Below are 18,776 nucleotides of genomic sequence, written 5' to 3' on the forward strand. Positions count from 1 at the left end.
CTGTGGCAGCCATCACGTGGCAGCCTCCGGGCCTGGCCTCATTTGCAGCCGAAGGCGAAACTAGCGTAATCTAGATCTTCGGTGCTTACGCCAACACTTGGGTTATGCCCCTAGAGACCTTTCATTTGGAACTAGCCTTTCACTTGGAACTGTTTGAGGGATGACTCATGGATTCCGTACCGGAGTCCACGGCGTTGAGGCACAGCGTGAACCAGGCCCGTTTTCGGATCGGGGTTCCGCACGCAAATTTAGTAATAAACGTCGAGAGAAGTGAGTGCCCAAGTGGTGTACGCGATTGTCCGCGCAGGCGGCCGCCAAGAAAAGGTTTCCGTTGGAGACTACGTAACCCTGAACCGCGTCCCCGGTGGAGCCGGCAGCACTCTTGAGCTGCCCGCACTGCTCCTGGTGGACGGTGACAAGGTCACCTCCGCTGCTGCGGATCTGGCCAAGGTCAAGGTTACGGCTGAGATCCTCGAAGACCTCCGTGGTCCGAAGATCGTCATCCAGAAGTTCAAGAACAAGACCGGCTACAAGAAGCGCCAGGGTCACCGTCAAGAACTGACCAAGATCAAGATCACCGGTATCAAGTAACCACTGGTTGCTGTTCAGGTTTTCAACAGATTCCCCAGAATTTAAAGGCAGGCATTTCAAATGGCACATAAAAAAGGCGCGAGCTCCACTCGCAACGGTCGTGACTCCAACGCCCAGTACCTCGGCGTAAAGCGCTTCGGTGGCCAGGTCGTTTCCGCTGGCGAGATCATCGTCCGCCAGCGCGGCACCCACTTCCACCCCGGCGCCGGTGTCGGCCGCGGTGGCGACGACACCCTGTTCGCCCTGCAGGCAGGTGCGGTTGAGTTTGGTACTCGCCGCGGCCGTCGCGTAGTGAACATCGTTGCTGCTGCAGCTGCAGAGTAATAACACGTTCTGAACGGGTGGAGCGGGCCGTATGGCCCGCTCCACCTGTCTTTTTAACCGCACTAGAATTTACTAGGGCGGGCGGCGGCGCATCAGCCGGCAACACGCACTTCAAGCAGTAATTTCCACATAGAGGAGAAACACGTGGCGACCTTCGTAGACCGGGTAGTACTTCACGTATCCGGCGGAACAGGCGGCCACGGCTGTGTCTCTGTTAAGCGCGAGAAGTTCAAGCCCCTCGGCGGACCCGACGGCGGCAACGGCGGTAATGGCGGCGACGTCATCCTGCGCGTTGATGCCCAGACCACCACTTTGCTTGATTACCACCACGCACCCCATCGCCACGCAACCAACGGTGGACCCGGCATGGGCGACTGGCGCGGCGGCAAGAACGGCGAAACCCTCGTGCTTCCCGTCCCGGACGGCACTGTGGTCAAGACCAAGGACGGCGTTGTCCTTGCTGACCTTGTAGGTGAAGGCACCGAGTTCATCGCCGCTGCAGGCGGCCTGGGCGGCCTCGGTAACTCGTCGTTGTCTTCGCAGAAGCGCAGGGCTCCCGGTTTCGCCCTCCTCGGCACTGAAGGCGACTCCAGCGACATCGTCCTGGAACTGAAGTCCATCGCGGACATCGCGCTGGTTGGCTTCCCCTCCGCAGGCAAGTCCAGCCTTGTCGCGGCGATGTCAGCGGCGCGGCCAAAGATCGCCGACTACCCGTTCACTACCCTGATCCCCAACCTGGGCGTGGTTCAGGCCGGTGACGTCAGGTTCACCATTGCCGACGTTCCCGGTCTGATCGAGGGCGCGAGCGAGGGCAAAGGCCTGGGCCACAACTTCCTGCGCCACGTAGAGCGTTGTGCCGCACTGGTGCACGTGCTGGACTGCGGGACCCTTGAAGCAGATAGGGACCCCCTCTCGGATCTTGCGATCATCGAGCAAGAGCTGGACAAGTACGCAGTGGATATGAGCTACGCCGGCGTTGACGGCGAAGTAGTTCCCCTGAACGAACGCCCAAAGCTTGTGGTCCTGAACAAAGTGGACCTGCCTGATGGTCGGGACATGGCCGAGTTCGTCCGTCCCGAACTGGAACAGCGCGGCTACCGCGTCTTCGAAGTCTCCGCCACGAGCCATGAAGGCCTGCGCCAACTGAGCTACGCCATGGGCGAGATTGTCATGGCGGCCCGCAAGGCCGTTGCCACTGCGCCTCCCAAGGTCCCAACGCCCGTTCTCCGCCCCCGTGCCGTCAATGAGTCCGGCTTCAAGATCCGCCGCGAGGAGAAAAACCTTGAGCCGCTCTTCCGCGTGCTGGGGGAGAAGCCGGTCCGCTGGGTCAAGCAGACGGACTTCACCAATGAAGAAGCCATTGGCTATCTTGCCGATCGCCTTGCCAAGCTCGGCATCGAGAACGAGTTGTTCAAGATGGGTGCCGTTCCGGGTGACACCGTGGTGATCGGCGAAGAGGACGGCGTCGTCTTCGACTGGGAGCCCACCATGATGGCGGGCGCCGAACTCCTGGCGACGCCTCGAGGCACGGATATCCGTGTTGCTGACATCGGCGACCGTCCCACCCGTTCGCAGAAGCGCGATGAGCAGCTCGAGCGCCGCGAAGCAAAGGCCGCAGCACGCGCCGAGCTCGAAGCCGAGCGCAAGGCGGGCATCTGGACTGAGTCCGTCAGCGGCCGCCGTCTACCCAAGCCGCTGAAGGAAAGCGGCCTGGAAGCCGAAAATGACGACTAGTACGGCCCGCGTCTCTGAAGTGATTGAAGACGCCGACGCTGCTGAACGCCAGGCCTTGGCTGGCGCCAAGCGGATCGTGGTGAAGGTGGGTTCATCCTCGCTGACCAGCATCAAGGGCGGCATCTCGGAGAAAGCACTGACGGCCCTCGTCCACGCACTGGCCGAGAAGCGCAACTCAGGGACGGAGATCATCCTGGTCTCTTCCGGTGCAATCGCGGCAGGTCTCGCGCCGCTTGGCTTGGCAAAGCGTCCTAAGGACCTTGCCACGCAACAAGCCGCGGCCAGTGTGGGCCAAGGGCTGTTGATGGCTCGCTACTCGCAGGCTTTTGCCGCGCACGGTGTCACCGTCAGCCAGGTCCTGCTGACTGCGGATGATTTGATGCGGCGCACGCAGCACAGCAACGCGTACCGGGCGCTGGACCGCCTGCTGAACCTCGGCGTCGTGCCCGTCGTGAACGAAAACGACACTGTTGCCACGCATGAAATCCGTTTTGGTGACAACGACCGGCTCGCAGCCTTGGTGGCGCACTTGGTCCGGGCTGACGCGCTGGTCCTGCTTTCCGACGTCGACGCGCTCTACGACGGTCCGCCGTCGCTCGGTGCCAAGCGCATTCCGCTCGTCACTGGCCCCCAGGACCTGGTCGGCGTGACCATCGGCAAGGCAGGCAAAGCCGGCATCGGTACGGGTGGAATGACCACCAAGGTGGAGGCTGCGTCGATCGCGGCAGGCTCCGGCATTCACGCCTTGGTGACGTCCACCGCCAATGCCGCGGCCGCCCTCGCGGGCGAGGACGTAGGCACGTGGTTTGCCATCAACGGCAACCGTAAACCCGTCCGCCTCTTGTGGCTGGCCCACCTCGCTTCTGTTCGGGGCCGTTTGGTGCTCGACGACGGCGCCGTCAAAGCCGTGCGCGACCGTCACACCTCGCTGCTGCCCGCCGGGATTTCCTCAGTGACCGGGGATTTCGAGCCCGGCGATCCTGTGGAGATGATCTCTACCGAGGGCACCGTGATTGCCAGGGGACTGGTGAACTATTCCTCGGAAGAGCTTCCGCGCATGCTTGGCCGTTCAACCAAGGAGCTCGCCAAGGACCTTGGCCGCGGATATGACCGCGTAGTTGTTCATGTTGACGACCTCGTACTGGTTCAACCCTCCCGCTCCACTAAACTTGGAGAATGACTGAGGCCCTGACCCCTGATTCTCCCGTGATGACCGACGCCCTGACTTCCGGCAATGCCGCCCAGGTGCCGGAAACTCCGGAGTTGGGAACCGTGCCGCTCACCCCCGAGCGCGTCGAAGCGGCCGTGCATTCGATTGCGGACCGCTCACGGCAGGCCGCACGGCGCATGGGCCAGGCGAACCGTGCCTGGAAGGACCGCGCGCTGCACGCGATCGGCGCTGCCCTCAAGGAACAGCAGGGGCTGATCCTCGCTGCCAACGCCAAGGACGTTGAGTCGGGCCGCACCAACGGAACCTCCGCTGCCTTGCTGGACCGCCTGACCCTGACTCCCGCTCGCATCGACGGCCTCGTCGCCGCCCTTGAAAACCTGGCAGGCTTGCCGGATCCCGTGGGCAACGTTGTCCGCGGCCAGACTCTTCCCAACGGGCTGCGCTTGCGCCAAGTCAACGTGCCCATGGGCGTGGTGGCAGCGATTTACGAGGCCCGCCCCAACGTCACCGTGGACATCGCCGGACTAGCGCTGAAGAGCGGCAACGCGGTGATCCTGCGCGGCGGATCGGCTGCGGACCACACCAACGCGGCCCTAGTGAAGATCCTCCGCGACGCACTGGAATCCGTTGACCTTCCGGCTGACGCTGTCCAGACCGTTGACCAGTTCGGCCGCGAGGGCGCCAATGTGCTCATGCGTGCCCGCGGCCGGGTGGACGTGCTGATTCCCCGTGGTGGACGGGACCTGATTCAGACTGTGGTCAACAACTCTTCGGTGCCCGTCATTGAGACCGGCGAAGGCAATGTGCACATCTTCATCGACGAATCCGCCAGCGAACAGATGGCCGTCGATATCCTGCTCAACGCCAAGACCCAGCGTCCCAGCGTCTGCAACACCGTGGAGACGCTCTTGGTTCACTCCAAATCGACCGTGCTGCCGGCAGTCGCTGGCGCGCTGCGTTCTGCCGGCGTAACTCTCCACGTCGATTCCCGGATCCAAGCAGCGTTGTCCGGCGCCGTGGATACGGTTCCCGCCGACGACGTCGATTGGGCGACGGAATACATGGACCTTGACCTCGCGGTTGCCATGGTGGACAGCCTCGACGAGGCGGTCGCCCACATCCGCAAGTGGTCCACGGGCCACACGGAAGCCATCCTGACGAACAACTTGGCCAACGCTGAGAAATTCATCGCCGATATCGACTCCGCGGCTGTCATCGTGAACGCTTCCACGCGTTTCACTGACGGCGGCGAGCTCGGCTTGGGCGCCGAGGTGGGAATCTCCACGCAGAAGCTGCATGCTCGCGGTCCCATGGGGCTCACGGAACTGACCACCACCAAGTGGATCGTGCAGGGTGAAGGCCAGATCCGCGGCTAACAACGCTGTAACATAGAACAGAAGTCCTGAACGGTGGGAGGATCCGCCGTCGACAATCCTTTGAACCGCTAGGGGAGAAAATGCAGTTTCAGCAGATCGCCATTTCCATTCTCGCTCAAGGGGGCGAGAGCGAGGCGCCGGCGCCGTTGTGGGTTCCTCCGTTCGTCTTCGGCATCACTATCTTCTGCATCCTCCTGGTCCTGATGTTCGTGGCAGTCTCCTACACCAACCTCGGAAACCGTCACGACGCCGTCGACGAGCACTCGGATCCGCACCGCCAGCACCCGGCCAAGCACCCAGGGCTGGGTCACTAACATTTCCGCCGCAAAACCCTTCGAGGAAACGGGGCGTCGGCTTCGCTTGGGCGTGATGGGTGGGACATTCGATCCCATTCACCACGGCCACTTGGTTGCTGCCAGTGAGGTTGCAGCCAAGTTTCGGCTGGACGAGGTGGTCTTCGTGCCTACCGGACAGCCCTGGCAGAAGTCGAACAAGCAGGTCAGCGAAGCTGAGCACCGATACTTGATGACTGTCATTGCCACGGCTTCCAATCCCAATTTCACGGTAAGCCGTGTGGACGTAGACCGCCCCGGTCCGACGTTCACTATCGACACCCTGCGCGATCTGCGGACCCAGCGGCCGGACGCCGATCTGTTCTTCATCACGGGCGCGGACGCCTTGGCGCAGATCTTGTCCTGGAAGGATGTCGACGAGCTCTGGTCCTTGGCGCACTTTGTGGGTGTCACCAGGCCAGGCCATGTTCTCGATGGCATGGGCAGGGAGGACGTCAGCCTCCTGGAAGTGCCTGCCATGGCGATTTCCTCGACGGATTGCCGCGCGCGCGTGGGTGCAGGCAATCCGGTCTGGTACCTCGTGCCCGACGGCGTGGTGCAGTACATCGCCAAATACAAGCTGTACTCGGGCAAACCCGGCATGGGGGAGCCCCTGCATGCTATGACCGGATCAGACCACCAAGCACGTACTGAGTGAGTTTTGAATGAGCCAGGAACAGCCCCCCATCCGTAGCCGGCGTGACCTTCGACGAGCCCGGGACGCCAGCCTGGAACAAACGGGCGGAAGCCCCGACGCAGCGGAGAACGCTTCGTCCGACGACGCCAACCATGCGCCCGGGGTAGCCTCGGTCAATCGGGTGCGCCGCGTAGCGGATGCCCCTGTGGATGCGAAGCCGGCTGCGGAACGTTCATCCCAAGCCCGTGCCCGCGACCGTGCCGCCCTCCGCGCCATCAAGGAATTGGCGGACAAAGAGCAGCAACTTTCCCGAGGCGGTCCCCCTACACGCCGTCAGTTGCGCTTGCAGCAGCTGCAAGAGGAAGTTGCCCCTGGTACTTCGGCGATCCCGATCGTCGCAGCACCCGGATCCGGGCCCAGGACATCCAGCATCCCAGCCCAGGCTTCCGGCAAGCAGCAACCCGGCGGCACCCCCATCGGCACATTGCCGGACGGTGGTGTCCGGGTTACGGCAGGGCCGCCTCCGGGCGCGCCGGAAATGACCGTGGAGCAGGCCTTGATGGCGCGCGAGCTCCTGGCTGCACAAGCGAACAACCAGTCCAACAAGCTTGAGCACATCGCCGCAATGGAATCGGCAGTGCGAAAGATCGCGGTCGCCGAACCTGAGGCTTCCGGGGCGGACGTTGAGCCTGCTGATCCTGAGGTGCTGGCGGAACAAATCGCCCAGGCTGAACGCGAGGCGATCCTCAACAAGAGGGCCATGGCCAAGCAGAAGCTTGCTGAACAGAACAGCCGTCCTGCTCAGGACCGGGTTGAGCCTTCTGCGGCCAGCAACCTCGCCATGGTCACGCCCTTGGAATTCGTCATGGTTCCGGGACTGGATCGTCCCGTCATGAAGCCTCCCGGCACCACCTTTGTCCCTCTTGTGACTTCCCCTGCACCGAAATTGAAGTCCGGGCAGTCGGCGCCGGGCAAACCACGCAACTTGCGCGGCCGGGCCGGCGTCTTGGCGCGTGCGGAAGCCGCCGCTAAAGCGGCAGGTCGGCGCCCGGCGTCGGACTCCGCATCAGGTGACGAAGCGTTTGCCGAACCGGCCGAGCACCCGCCCATCTCGGCAAGTTCGGCTTACGGACTTGAACCGCTCGACGCCGCGACCGCGGGACTCGGACGCGCCCAGCGTACCCGGCTCCTTGTCCTGGGGCTCGTTGGCATCGGAGTCGTCGCCCTGATTACGGGCATCATCATGATCACCAGCGGACTTTCCCGCTGACAACAATAGGCTTTAGGCCATCAAACAGGCTTCGATCTATCTTCGAAGCCGCATACAAGGAGTCCCGTGACTGCACATGAACAATCCGTCCTCTTAGCCCGCCACGCAGCGCGCGCGGCAGCGGACAAGCTGGCCGAGGACATCATCGCCTTGGACGTCAGCGAGCGTCTGGCCCTGACCGACGTCTTCCTGATCGCGTCCGCTCCGACGGAACGCCAGGTCAACGCCATTGTTGACGGCATCGAGGAAGAGCTGCTCAAGCAGGATCTTCGTCCTGTCCGCCGCGAAGGACGTTCCGAGGGCCGGTGGGTCCTTCTTGACTACGCTGACATCGTGGTGCACGTCCAGCACACCGAGGACCGGGTCTTTTACGCCTTGGAACGCCTGTGGAAAGACTGCCCGGTGGTGGATCTGGATCTCGGTGACGACGCCTCGGCGAAGGCTCCGGCCATCGAGGAATCCTAGGCGCCGAGCGGCAATCCGGCCGAATATGCCCGATTTGGAATTTTCGGAAATGCTGTTCTAAGATATTTGAGTTGCTTCGGAGGAATCCGAAAACTGGACGAGATTTTCGCGCCAGTCCACGGTTCGTGAAGCAGCAAGAATATGGGGCTGTGGCGCAGCTGGTAGCGCACCTGCATGGCATGCAGGGGGTCAGGGGTTCGAGTCCCCTCAGCTCCACCATAGAGGCCTTGTTTGGAATGTGGACCTGTCCATTTTTCGAGTGGGGCCTCAGTCTTGTGGGAAGGGAATCACCCGAGGGGTGGTTCCATTTTTCGAGTGGGGCCTCAGTCTTGTGGGAAGGGAATCACCCGAGGGGGTGGTTCCCTTTTTCGTGTCGTGAACCAGGCACCCTCGGGACCGCGTACTCGCATAGCTGTTGAGTGTATGGAACAGTGGGCTCAGCATGGCTGCACCACTTTGCCAACCGATTACGGTTTACTATTGGTGGGCATCGCCGTCAGGCGGATTGCGGTCATTCGCTGGCGTATCGCCAACCGGCCGCCGACAACGTAGGGGGATAGTACTTGGTAACCATGGCCGATGTCGCACGGATTGCTGGCGTTTCCCGAAGCACTGTGTCCTATGCCCTCAGCGGCGTCCGGCCGATAGCCTCCGAAACGCGTGAGCGGATTTTTCAGGCCATGTCCGACCTTGGATATACGCCGAACCTCCTTGCCCAAGGACTGGCTGGTAAGCGGACCGGCATCGTCTCTTTGATCTTCCCGGTCGGGGAGCAAGGGATGAACACCACGGAATTCGAGTATGTCCAAGGCGCGGCGGAGCAAGCGCGCGCGGACGGATACCATCTGCTTCTGTGGCCAATGGACCCTGACGATCTGGGCGAGATGCAGCGGGTCGTGGCCCAGGGCTTGGTGGATGGAATCCTCCTCATGGAAGTCAGGTCATTCGACGAGCGGATTCCGATCTTGATCGAAACCGGTGTTCCGTTCGTCTCGATCGGACGGCCGACGGATGCCGATGACCTGGCATTCGTGGACGCGGATTTTGAAGCCATGGGCGAGCTGGCAGTGTCCCACCTCGTCAGCCTTGGGCACACGGAAATAGGCCTCGTGACGCATTCGCGGGAGTCCCTGGACACCGGATACGGCCCGATGGTCCGATCCTGGGATGCCGTGGCAGCTGCCGCGTCGCGGCACGGGATCACTGCTCGGCTATTCCCAGCCGCAAGCTCACTTGTCGGTGGTCGCGACGTGTTCGGACAGATCCTCAAAGAATCCCCGGAAACAACCGGCCTCGTGATGATCAATGAAGCGGCAACTGCAGGCCTTCTGGGTTCGGCGGCGACCCATGGTTGGGGAGTCCCCGAGTCTCTCTCCATTGTCGCGATCAACACCAGTGCCGGCTCCGCGGAGCGCTTCATGCCCGCTCTGACCACGGCGTCCGCCGAGCCCCGGGCAATGGGGCGGCAGGCAGCCCAATTTCTTTCGCGCCGCCTGAAAGGCGAAGGTTCGGAGGCTCTGCAGTGGCTGGCTGAACCGGCGCTGACATTACGAGGAAGCACCACCCTGGCACGCGTCACTCAGCCGTAAAAAAATTGCGTCGTTTGGGGGCAACCCGCCAAAACGACACATCATTACGCGGTCCCATCACACGAGATTGTGATATTTGACACACCGCTGCGCCGCCAACTACTGTCGAGCCATCGACCCGCGTCGACAAGGCGCGTCGACGAAACGGCGATGAGATTCCTCCTGGTACAACATGGTGGATGGTCTCCGATCAGTGTTCCTAGAGACGAAGGAAGTAACTCGTGCTTGGAATCATTCGGTACCAGTCCCGGGTGTTGACGATGCAGCTGATGGCAGGCGGCCCGGAATTGGAATTCCCAGGCTCTCGCCGCGGGTCCATGAGCAACCGCATCCCCTTAATCCTGGGCCGTAGAGGCCCTGGATTAGCGCGAGGACGGAACTTGGAGACCGCTACTTTCGTCTGAGCCTCATCACCGGAGCGCCTCTGGGTTCAAGGCGCCCGCTCAAAGCATGTAAGCGCTTGCCCTGCTCAGGCGGAGCCGTAAAAGCCTCCTCACCTGACGGCACCGGGTTCCCCCTACCCGAAATCTCCCCAATGATCACAACAACCTCTTGGAGGTACAACATGGAAACGTTGACCAAACCGGCCCTCGCCGCGTTCGAAGGTGGCCGGAAGTGAAGGCTATTCGACGGTTCACGGTCCGGACGGTTCTGCCGGAAGCAATCGCCCCGTTGTCACGGTTGGCGAAGAACCTGCGTTGGTCGTGGCATTTGCCGACGCGTGAACTGTTTTCCGCGCTGAATCCCGAGGCCTGGGAACAGGGCAGGCATGACCCCATGACGTTCTTGGGTCTGGTCAGCCGCGAGGAACTGCATGAGCTCGCAGCGGATGCTGCAGTTGTTGAGCGTGTCCAGCACGCGGCTGCGGACCTTGACCGGTATCTGAGCGAGCCGCGCTGGTACCAGGGTCTGGGTCCGGACGCTCCGGCATGCATTGCCTATTTCTCGCCCGAGTTCGGTATCACGGAGGTGCTTCCGCAGTATTCCGGGGGCCTGGGGATCCTGGCCGGGGACCACCTGAAGGCCGCTTCGGACCTGGGCGTGCCGTTGATCGGCGTCGGGCTGCTCTACCAGGCGGGCTATTTCAAGCAGTCCCTTTCGCGGGACGCCTGGCAGCAGGAAACCTACCCGGTGCTGGACCCGGACGGCCTGCCGCTGACGTTGCTGCGCGAGGAAGACGGTTCGCCGGCCCTGATCACGCTGCCGCTGCCCGGTGACCGGAAGTTGCGGGCGCACGTGTGGCGGGCCGACGTCGGGCGCGTTCCGCTTCTGCTGCTGGACTCGAACGTGCCCGCAAACGATGACGCGGCGCGCGGGATCACGGACCGCCTCTACGGCGGGGGCGGTGACCACCGGCTGCAGCAGGAGCTGCTGCTGGGCATGGGCGGGGTGAAGGCGCTGCGCGTCTACCAGCGCCTCACGGGCACCCCGGCTCCGGAGGTGTTCCACACCAACGAGGGCCATGCCGGGTTCCTGGGCGTCGAACGGATCCAGGAGCTCATGTCCGCCGAGGCCCCGCTGACGTGGTCCGAGGCCCTGGCCGCGGGGCGTGCGTCCACGGTGTTCACCACCCACACCCCCGTGCCTGCCGGGATCGACCGGTTCGAGGCCGTGCAGATCAGGCACTTCTTCGACGCCGGCCTGGCCCCGGATGTTCCGGTGGACAAGGTCCTGGAACTGGGCCGGGAGAACTACGACGGCGGCAACCCCGCGGTGTTCAACATGGCCGTGATGGGCCTGCGCCTGGCGCAGCGGGCCAACGGCGTGGCCAAGCTCCACGGGGTGGTGTCCCGGGAGATGTTCTCCGGGCTCTGGCCGGGCTTTGACCACTCCGAAATCCCCATCACCTCGGTCACCAACGGCGTGCACGTGCCCACCTGGATCGACCCGAAGATGAGCAGGCTGGCTGCAAAGTACTTTGGCAGCAGTGATGTGGATGCCACCGGTTGGGACAAGATCTACGACGTGAGTGATGCGGAGCTGTGGACTCTGCGGCGTGAGTTGCGCTCCGCTTTGGTGGAGGATGTACGGACGCGCCTGAGGGCTTCGTGGAAGAAGCGCGGCGCCGCGGATGCGGAACTGGGCTGGACGGACACCGTGCTGGACCCGGATGTCCTGACGATCGGCTTCGCCCGGCGCGTGCCCACCTACAAGCGGCTCACCCTCATGCTCCGGGACCCCGCCCGCCTCAAGGCGCTGCTGCTGCACCCCAAGCACCCCATCCAGCTGGTCATCGCCGGCAAATCCCACCCGGCGGATGACGCGGGCAAGAAGATGATCCAGGACCTGGTGAAGTTCACCGACGATCCCGCCGTCCGGCACCGGATCGTGTTCCTGCCCAACTACGACATCGCCATGGCCCGCACCCTGTTCCCGGGCTGCGACGTGTGGCTGAACAACCCGCTGCGGCCCCTGGAGGCCTGCGGGACCTCGGGCATGAAGGCGGCCATCAACGGGTCCCTGAACCTGTCCGTCCTGGACGGCTGGTGGGATGAAATGTACGACGGCGAGAACGGCTGGGCGATCCCCACCGCCAACAACGACGCCTCCCCTTCCGAACGCGACGACATCGAGGCCGCCGCCCTCTACGAGCTCCTGGAAACCCAGGTGGCCCCGCGCTTCTACGGCTCCACGGTCTCCGCGGAAGCCGGCGCGGCCGGTCCCTCCCAGTCCAGCCCGGAAGCCGTCCCCACGCACTGGGTCTCCATGATCAAGCACACCCTGGCCCACCTCGGCCCCGCGGTCTCGGCCGACCGCATGCTCCACGACTACGTCAACACCCTCTACCGCCCGGCGGCTGTCGCCGGCAGGCAGGCGGGAACGGCCTCGTTCAAGGAAGCGAAGGAACTGGCGGCCTGGACCACCAAGGTCCGCAACGCCTGGCCGCAGCTGATCGTGGAACACGTCGACTCCGTGGGAGTCTCCGAGGAGCCGCAGATCGGCGACACCTTGCAGGTCAACGCCTACATCGCCCTGCACACCCTGACACCGGACGACGTCAGCGTGGAGGTGGCCTATGGCCGGGCCCAGGACGGAGACACGCTCGAGGACGTGGCGCTGGTCGAGCTGACCGAAACGGAGGACCTTGGCAACGGGCGGCACTTGTTCACCGGCTCCATCCTGATCAACCGCTCCGGATCCTTCGGCTACACCGTCCGCGTGTTCCCGAAGCACCCCTCCCTGGCCTCGAAGGCCGAACTGGGGCTGATCGCAAACGCATGAAAGTGTGCACCCCCGCTGCCGGCCGAGCAGCGGGGGTGTCATCCATCCAAAGCATCCGCACCGCAGTAGAGTCCTTTCCGGGGGATCTTGCGATAGGATCACGGCGAATCTGATCTGACCCGCAACCCGGCCCGCGGCTGGTACTTGGCTACCTGAAATCACGGGAGTTGGACTTCACTGTCAGAACCAGGGGTTCAAGTTTGTCCGCCACGAGGTTGGTGACTCCTTCCGGCGAGCGTTCGAGGAAACCCCGGATGATCAGCGCGGATGATTCCCGGGCCACGCGGCGGTGCCTCTTCCAGAGGCCAACGCTGCAGATGACGTTGAGGATGCCGCTCTCGTCCTCGAGATTGACGAAGGTGATCCCTTGCGCGGTCTGGGGGCGTTGGCGGTGGGTCACGACGCCGGCCACTTCAACACGCGTGCCGGACTCGACCTGGGAGAGCCGGTCAATCCGCGACACACCCCTGGAATCCAGCCCGTTGCGTGCGTGCCGCATCGGGTGGTCATCGGTGCTGATGCCTGTCGCCCACATGTCGTAGGCAACATTCTCCTGGGGCGAGAGCTCGGGTAGCAACGGCGGCTGGATGGCGACGTGTGTCCCTGGCAACTGTCCTTCCCGCTCCAGGGCGGCATCGCCGGCTTGCCACAGTGCTTCGCGGCGGTTCATCCCCAGAGAATCGAGTGCGCCGGCGGACGCGAGTGCCTCCAGCTGGTCCGCGCTGAGATTCGCGCGGCGGGACAGATCCGCCATGTCCCGGTAGGGGCCATGCTCCTCCCGCTCAGCCACGATCCGCTTCGCTACCTCAGTCCCGATGGACGTGACGCCGTCGAGTCCCAGCCGCACTGCGTGGGAGCTATCCCGTCGGTGCAGGTGGTCCTCGCGTGGCTGATCCTGCTGGAATAGGCCGATCTCCGGCTGATGGAAGTCCAGGCAGGAATCCATGCCGCCCACCTGACCCGCCCCTGTGACCTCGTCGAGCACTTCAAGGGTTGCCTCGGCAAGGGAATGCAGGACATCCGGGCGCAACACGTGGACCCCATGCCTGCGGGCATCCGCCACGAGGGTTTGCGGGGAGTAAAAACCCATGGGTTGTGCCCGGAGCAGGGCCGCGAGGAATGCGCCAGGATAGTGCAGCTTCAGCCACGAGCTTGCGTAGACCAATACCGCGAAGCTCAAGGAGTGGGATTCCGCGAAGCCGAAGTTCGCAAAGGCCTGGATCTTGGCATAGATTGCGTCGGCGTCGTCCCTGCTGATCCCGTTGGCAGCCATCCCCGCATAGAGTTTGGCCTCAAGAGACTCGATCTTCTCCCGCCCCCTTTTGGAGCCCATGGCTCGACGGAGTAGATCCGCATCCTCGGCAGTACAGCCACCCACGGCAACTGCCATCTGCATGAGCTGCTCCTGGAACAAGGGGACACCCAAAGTCCGTTCAAGGACCGGCTCCAATAGCGGATGAAGATACGTGATGTCTTCCTTGCCTGCACGGCGTCGTATGTACGGGTGGACCGCGCCACCCTGGACGGGACCCGGGCGGATCAGCGCGATCTCCACCACCAGATCGTAGAATCTCCTCGGCTTCAGACGTGGCAGCGTGCTGATCTGGGCCCGTGATTCCACCTGGAACACCCCGATCGAGTCGGCCCGGCAGAGCATGTCGTAGACAGCCGGCTCTTCCCGCGGGATACCCTCGATGGTCCAGCGCTCACCGAAATGCTTGTCGATTAAATCAAAGGAGTACTGCAGGGCGGCGAGCATGCCCAAGCCGAGAAGGTCGAATTTGACCAGGCCCATCCATTCGCAATCGTCCTTGTCCCATTGCAGAACCGTGCGGTTTTCCATCCGGGCACGCTCGATGGGAACCACCTCGCCAACGGGCCGTTCGGTGAGGACCATCCCGCCGGAGTGGATGCCCAGATGGCGGGGGAAGCCCAGTATCTGGTCCGCAAGCTCCAGGACCGGGGCGGGGATGTTATTGGTCTTGCCCTCGCTGAGATCGCCCCAGTGATCGAGCCGTTTGGACCAAGCGTCCTGCTGGCCCTGGCTGTAGCCGAGTGCCTTGGCTATGTCGCGGACAGCGTTCTTCGGGCGGTAGCTGATGACGTTCGCTACCTGGGCTGCGTTGAACCGTCCGTATTTGCCGTAGACGTATTGGATGACTTCTTCGCGCCGATCCGAGTCGAAATCGACGTCGATGTCCGGTTCTTCCTCGCGGAGGCTGGAGAGGAAACGCTCGAACGGAAGGTTGTAGAAAATACTGTCGACGGCGGTGATCCCCAACGCATAGCAGACGGCAGAGTTCGCCGCGGATCCCCTGCCCTGGCAAAGGATCCCTCGGGAGCGGGCAAACTGCACGATGTCGTGCACAATCAGGAAATATCCGGGGAAGTTTTTCGCCTCGATCACTGCGAGTTCCTGCTCGATCCGGCTATGGACCCGTTCGTCCGCATCCGGGTACTTTTCCCTGATACCTTCGTCGACGAGGTGCCGGAGCCAAGTGATAAGACTGTGCCCAGCAGGAACATCGAGCTTCGGGAGCTTCGGACGGGCAGCCCGTAACTGGAACGCAAGCTGGTCAGCGATCTCGACAGTCCGTTCCACCGCGCCGGGGTAGCGGGCGAACCGCGCTGCCATTTCGGAACCGCTCCGTAGATGGGCGCCGCTGTTTGCGGGTAGCCACCCGTCCAGTTCCTCCAGGCTGCGGCGTGCCCGGACAGCTGCCATGGCTGCGGCCAGCGGGTATCCCTCCGGAGCGGCATAATGCACGGCGTTGCTGGCGATGAAAGGTATGCCCGCACGCTCGGCAATACGGACGAGGGCGTCGTTATGGCTGCTGTCGAGGGGGTTCCCATGGTCGAAGAGCTCCACAACCACATTTCCTCGTCCGAATCTATCGATCAACGCATCTACTTCCCGTGCAGCGGCATGCTCGCCATCGCTGAGGAGGGCTCTCCGGACTGAGCCTTTGCGGCATCCGGTAAGTATCAGGCAATGGTCTTTGAGGGCGTGCGCCAGGGTGTCGAGATCGTAGATGGGGTGGCCCTTTTCCGCATCAGCAGCCAGATGTGCGGTGGTCATCGCTCCTGCCAGCCGGTGGTAGCCCTCTTCCTTGCGTGCGATGACGAGCAAATGGTCACCTTCAGGATCGGCTTCGCCCTGCTGGGGTTTGCTGAGTCCGAGTGACAGCTCAGCGCCGAACACTGTCTTCAGCTCGTAGGCTTCGGCGGCTTCCGCCATTCGCACGATCCCGTAGAAGCCGTCATGATCGGTCAGCGCGAGGGCATGGAGGCCCAGCCGGACTGCTTCCTCAACCAATTTCTCGGGTGAGGAGGCGCCGTCCAGGAAACTGTAATGCGAATGGGCGTGCAGTTCGGCATAAGGCACGACGGCGGTACCCGCTTGCGATGCAGTCCTTGCGGGATTGAGGGGGACCGGACGGTAAGGCCCGCGTTTCCTTGACCAGGCGGGGCTGTCACCGCCGTCCCCTTTGGTCTTGTGGGTGTCCTGCCCGCGCCGGTCTGACAGCGTGCGTTCGAACTCCGACCATGGGATTGACGGGTTGTTCCAAGCCATCTTTGTCTTCCTGCCTAAAGTTCGGTGTTCCACTCTGGCTGTTCAGTCGTAGCGGGCCTCTGCCCACCAGTTCTGCTCGTCCAGGAGAAGGAGCCAGGCCTCTCCGTTGCCGTCCACAAGCTGGAACCGGTCCGCTTCAAGGCGGTGGTCGGCGTCCCACCATCTCTGTCTTAGCGGCCAGGGGCCGGCCCACTGAGCCACCAGTCGCCGTCGTGCAGGGTCTCCGCTGGGACAGAACCACATTGGTGGGGCAAGCAATCCGCCGCGATGGTCTGTACGGACCTTTTCCTTGTTTGCATCCAGCAGCAGGACCGGGATGAGGGAAGCGAACACCGTGGCGGGCTGCGGGTCTGGAATCCTGCCGGGCCATGGCCTGGAGGCCAAGGCAGCCGTTCCCGGGGGCAAGGCATCGCCCCAAGGAACCAAGCTGCGCCGCTCGGCCAACAACCGACCTCCCGAGATCGCGGGCACTACTACGGCTTCATGCCCCAGCATGCTTTGTATCCGGCTGAGTCCGTGGTGAATCTGTTCCTCGGCTCCATCCCCGAAGAGAGCACGCCCATGATGGGCGATGGAATCCACCCGGACGGGGACGAACTCCACCCCGATGACCGGTGAGGATAGCCCGGCGCCGGTTGTGCCGCCGTCGGGCATTCCGCTGTTGGCCGTTGTGCCGTTGGCTCGGGCAGGGGGCTGCGACTGAAGTTGCCAACGCACCCTGTCCACGACGTCGCTGGCTGTGAAATGACGGGGGTGTCCCCACGTACGTTCGGAGCGGCTCCCTGCTTCGTCAGCGATCAGAACCCTTAGCTCCGTGCAAACCAGCCCTTCCGTCTGGAGTCCGGCCACGAAGGTGTCGGCAGTGGCGCGGAGTTGGAACGCGAGTTGGTCAACCCGGTCCAGGCCTGGTTCGAACTCCGCCCGTTGATCCAGTTTCCGTGGGGGCGTCCGGGGGATCACCCTGCGAGGATCCTGGCCGCTTGCCAAAGCATGCGCAGTGATTCCCGCAGCACCGAAACGGGCACGGACATCTGCAACCGGAAGGTTCGCGAAACTCCCCAAAGTGAGAATGCCAAGGCGTTTGAGCAAGGAAGCCAGCTTCGGCTGTCCCAGTACTTCCACCGGAAATGGACTTAGGAAATCCCGGGATGAGCCTGGCTGCAGCACAAGGAGGGGGGAGAGCTCACTGGTGCTCCGGGCTGCCTGTTCGGCGGCAAACACGGAGTCTGCGATCCCCACCCTGGCTTCCACGCCGAGGAGGTCGGCCGATTCAAGTACAGCGCCCGCGGCCGCTTCCTCACCGCCATAATATCTGGCGGCCCCCCGGGCCCGGATAGCGCATAAGCCCGGTCGGAGTACTTCCACGCCAGGAGTCCGTTCCTCAAGCGATGAGAGCACAGGTTCGAATTCCCGTGCATCCCGCACCGGATCAACGGCGCATACCACTAAGCCGGTACAACGGGTCTGCGCTTCCCGCAGCCGCAAGCCCCGGACGACTCCTTCTGCCCGGGCTTCCGCGGAGCAGGCAGCTATCACCCCTTTGCCGATGACTGCCGCCGGCACGTCCGGAGGCAGGGCATCTGCCAAGCGGGCGGCGACAAGCGGCCAATCCGGGAACCATGTCACCAGCGCGCGTACCGGTGTTTCAACCCGTACCAGCATCATGCTCCAATCCGATGACTGGACAGATCTACCGGGCCGCTGTCCGCAAGATCCACGGATGCCCTGCGGGAACTACCCCGGAGAGCCACTTCGAGCTCAAGTTCCTGCTTGGCGAAATGTCCATGGCCCTGCCCGAGCCCGGCCCACTCATATCCATTCACCTGCAAGACGGCTTCACTCTGTGGCCATGGTCCCAGGACAATCAGGACGGAACTCCGCTCGCGGAGCCGGGCTCCCAAGCGGGCAGCCTCTGCCGGTGCCACCCTTTCCGGGGCGCATGCAAGCACCACCGAGAGTACGTCCGCCATGGCGGCGATCACAGGAGTCCAGCTAGCCCCGGGGTCAGGCACCAGCACCAGTCGATCGAGCGCGATGCCGAAACCTGCTGCCGCCTCGATCCCGAAGTCAGGAAGCCCTGCCACTCCGCACCACGAGCCATTGCGTGAGGGGCCAGCCAACAAGGCCATTGCCAGTGACATGGATCCCTGTACGGAATACGCCGCACCCGGGCGAAGTCCGCCCGGTAGAAGCCGGCTGAGTGAGGGGAGTACGGGCAGGGAGCGTTCGCTGCCGCGCTTGCCCTGCATAAGGTGGATTTTCGCCTGCAAGTCATCGCGCAGCAAAGCTGGCGAGGCGGAAGTCAGGCGGGAAGACATGGTTCAATTTTCGAACATATATTCGAATGAGTCAATTGCTCAGGATTCCATCCCGAACGCTTGGACTACTCCGAGTTGCGCACCGCTCGTGCCCCCTGAAATGGCGGCGGAGGATCTTGCGCGGGAGACCGCGTCTACGCCGCGCATGTGCTCAGCGAAAGACCCTGTGCCTC

The 18,776-nt window shown here is 63.2% G+C and carries 14 protein-coding genes and 1 tRNA gene; 12 read left to right on the forward strand and 3 right to left on the reverse strand.

Translation table 11 applies throughout. The features are described from left to right. Nucleotides 1–282 precede the first annotated feature (282 nt). The 12 genes from rplU to glgP all read left to right on the forward strand — a co-directional run bounded on the left by rplU (nucleotide 283) and on the right by glgP (nucleotide 12,711). Nucleotides 283–591: a 50S ribosomal protein L21 gene (gene rplU, locus AC3ANQ_RS10075; RefSeq protein WP_028267456.1), complete on the forward strand. Its 309-nt coding sequence runs from the start codon at nucleotides 283–285 to the stop codon at nucleotides 589–591. A gap of 60 nt (nucleotides 592–651) precedes the next feature. Continuing rightward, a complete protein-coding gene (rpmA, locus tag AC3ANQ_RS10080) occupies nucleotides 652–915 on the forward strand; it encodes a 50S ribosomal protein L27 (RefSeq protein WP_003803426.1) in 264 nt (87 codons plus the stop codon). Nucleotides 916–1,059: 144 nt separating this feature from the next. Beyond that, nucleotides 1,060–2,649, forward strand: a complete 1,590-nt coding sequence (gene obgE / locus AC3ANQ_RS10085) for a GTPase ObgE (protein WP_488304931.1) — start codon at nucleotides 1,060–1,062, stop codon at nucleotides 2,647–2,649. Beyond that, nucleotides 2,639–3,829, forward strand: a complete 1,191-nt coding sequence (gene proB / locus AC3ANQ_RS10090) for a glutamate 5-kinase (protein WP_488304932.1) — start codon at nucleotides 2,639–2,641, stop codon at nucleotides 3,827–3,829. Before obgE ends, proB begins: the two co-directional genes overlap by 11 nt. Further along, entirely contained in the window at nucleotides 3,826–5,196 is a 1,371-nt protein-coding gene (locus AC3ANQ_RS10095; RefSeq protein WP_488304933.1) for a glutamate-5-semialdehyde dehydrogenase, read from the forward strand. The genes proB and AC3ANQ_RS10095 overlap by 4 nt, the downstream gene beginning before the upstream one ends. A gap of 80 nt (nucleotides 5,197–5,276) precedes the next feature. Continuing rightward, nucleotides 5,277–5,510, forward strand: a complete 234-nt coding sequence (locus AC3ANQ_RS10100; RefSeq protein WP_268021407.1) for a hypothetical protein — start codon at nucleotides 5,277–5,279, stop codon at nucleotides 5,508–5,510. Between the two features lie 46 nt (nucleotides 5,511–5,556). Beyond that, entirely contained in the window at nucleotides 5,557–6,186 is a 630-nt protein-coding gene (nadD, locus tag AC3ANQ_RS10105; protein ID WP_488304934.1) for a nicotinate-nucleotide adenylyltransferase, read from the forward strand. A gap of 7 nt (nucleotides 6,187–6,193) precedes the next feature. Further along, nucleotides 6,194–7,435 carry a hypothetical protein gene (locus AC3ANQ_RS10110; RefSeq protein ID WP_488304935.1) on the forward strand — a complete coding sequence of 414 codons (1,242 nt, stop codon included), beginning with the start codon at nucleotides 6,194–6,196 and terminating at the stop codon, nucleotides 7,433–7,435. 66 nt (nucleotides 7,436–7,501) lie between these two features. Beyond that, nucleotides 7,502–7,900: a ribosome silencing factor gene (gene rsfS / locus AC3ANQ_RS10115; RefSeq protein ID WP_265979969.1), complete on the forward strand. Its 399-nt coding sequence runs from the start codon at nucleotides 7,502–7,504 to the stop codon at nucleotides 7,898–7,900. Nucleotides 7,901–8,043: 143 nt separating this feature from the next. Continuing rightward, nucleotides 8,044–8,119 (forward strand) — tRNA-Ala (locus AC3ANQ_RS10120). A 353-nt stretch (nucleotides 8,120–8,472) separates the two neighbouring features. After that, the gene (locus AC3ANQ_RS10125; protein WP_488304936.1) at nucleotides 8,473–9,489 is read left to right on the forward strand and encodes a LacI family DNA-binding transcriptional regulator; all 1,017 of its coding nucleotides are present in this window, start codon (nucleotides 8,473–8,475) and stop codon (nucleotides 9,487–9,489) included. A gap of 615 nt (nucleotides 9,490–10,104) precedes the next feature. Next, entirely contained in the window at nucleotides 10,105–12,711 is a 2,607-nt protein-coding gene (gene glgP, locus AC3ANQ_RS10130; protein ID WP_488304937.1) for an alpha-glucan family phosphorylase, read from the forward strand. A gap of 148 nt (nucleotides 12,712–12,859) precedes the next feature. Here glgP and AC3ANQ_RS10135 read toward each other — a convergent pair whose 3' ends face one another. The 3 genes from AC3ANQ_RS10135 to AC3ANQ_RS10145 are packed head-to-tail and all read right to left on the reverse strand — an operon-like array spanning nucleotide 12,860 to nucleotide 18,603. Further along, complete coding sequence (locus AC3ANQ_RS10135; protein ID WP_488304938.1) at nucleotides 12,860–16,285, reverse strand: error-prone DNA polymerase; 3,426 nt, start codon at nucleotides 16,283–16,285, stop codon at nucleotides 12,860–12,862. Nucleotides 16,286–16,327: 42 nt separating this feature from the next. Further along, on the reverse strand, nucleotides 16,328–17,950 hold the full coding sequence (locus AC3ANQ_RS10140) for a DNA polymerase Y family protein (protein WP_488304939.1): 1,623 nt from the start codon (nucleotides 17,948–17,950) through the stop codon (nucleotides 16,328–16,330). Beyond that, nucleotides 17,947–18,603, reverse strand: a complete 657-nt coding sequence (locus tag AC3ANQ_RS10145; RefSeq protein WP_265979991.1) for a hypothetical protein — start codon at nucleotides 18,601–18,603, stop codon at nucleotides 17,947–17,949. Before AC3ANQ_RS10145 ends, AC3ANQ_RS10140 begins: the two co-directional genes overlap by 4 nt. Nucleotides 18,604–18,776: the final 173 nt, after the last annotated feature.

The organism is Arthrobacter sp. DMZ02-1R, assembly GCF_057747935.1.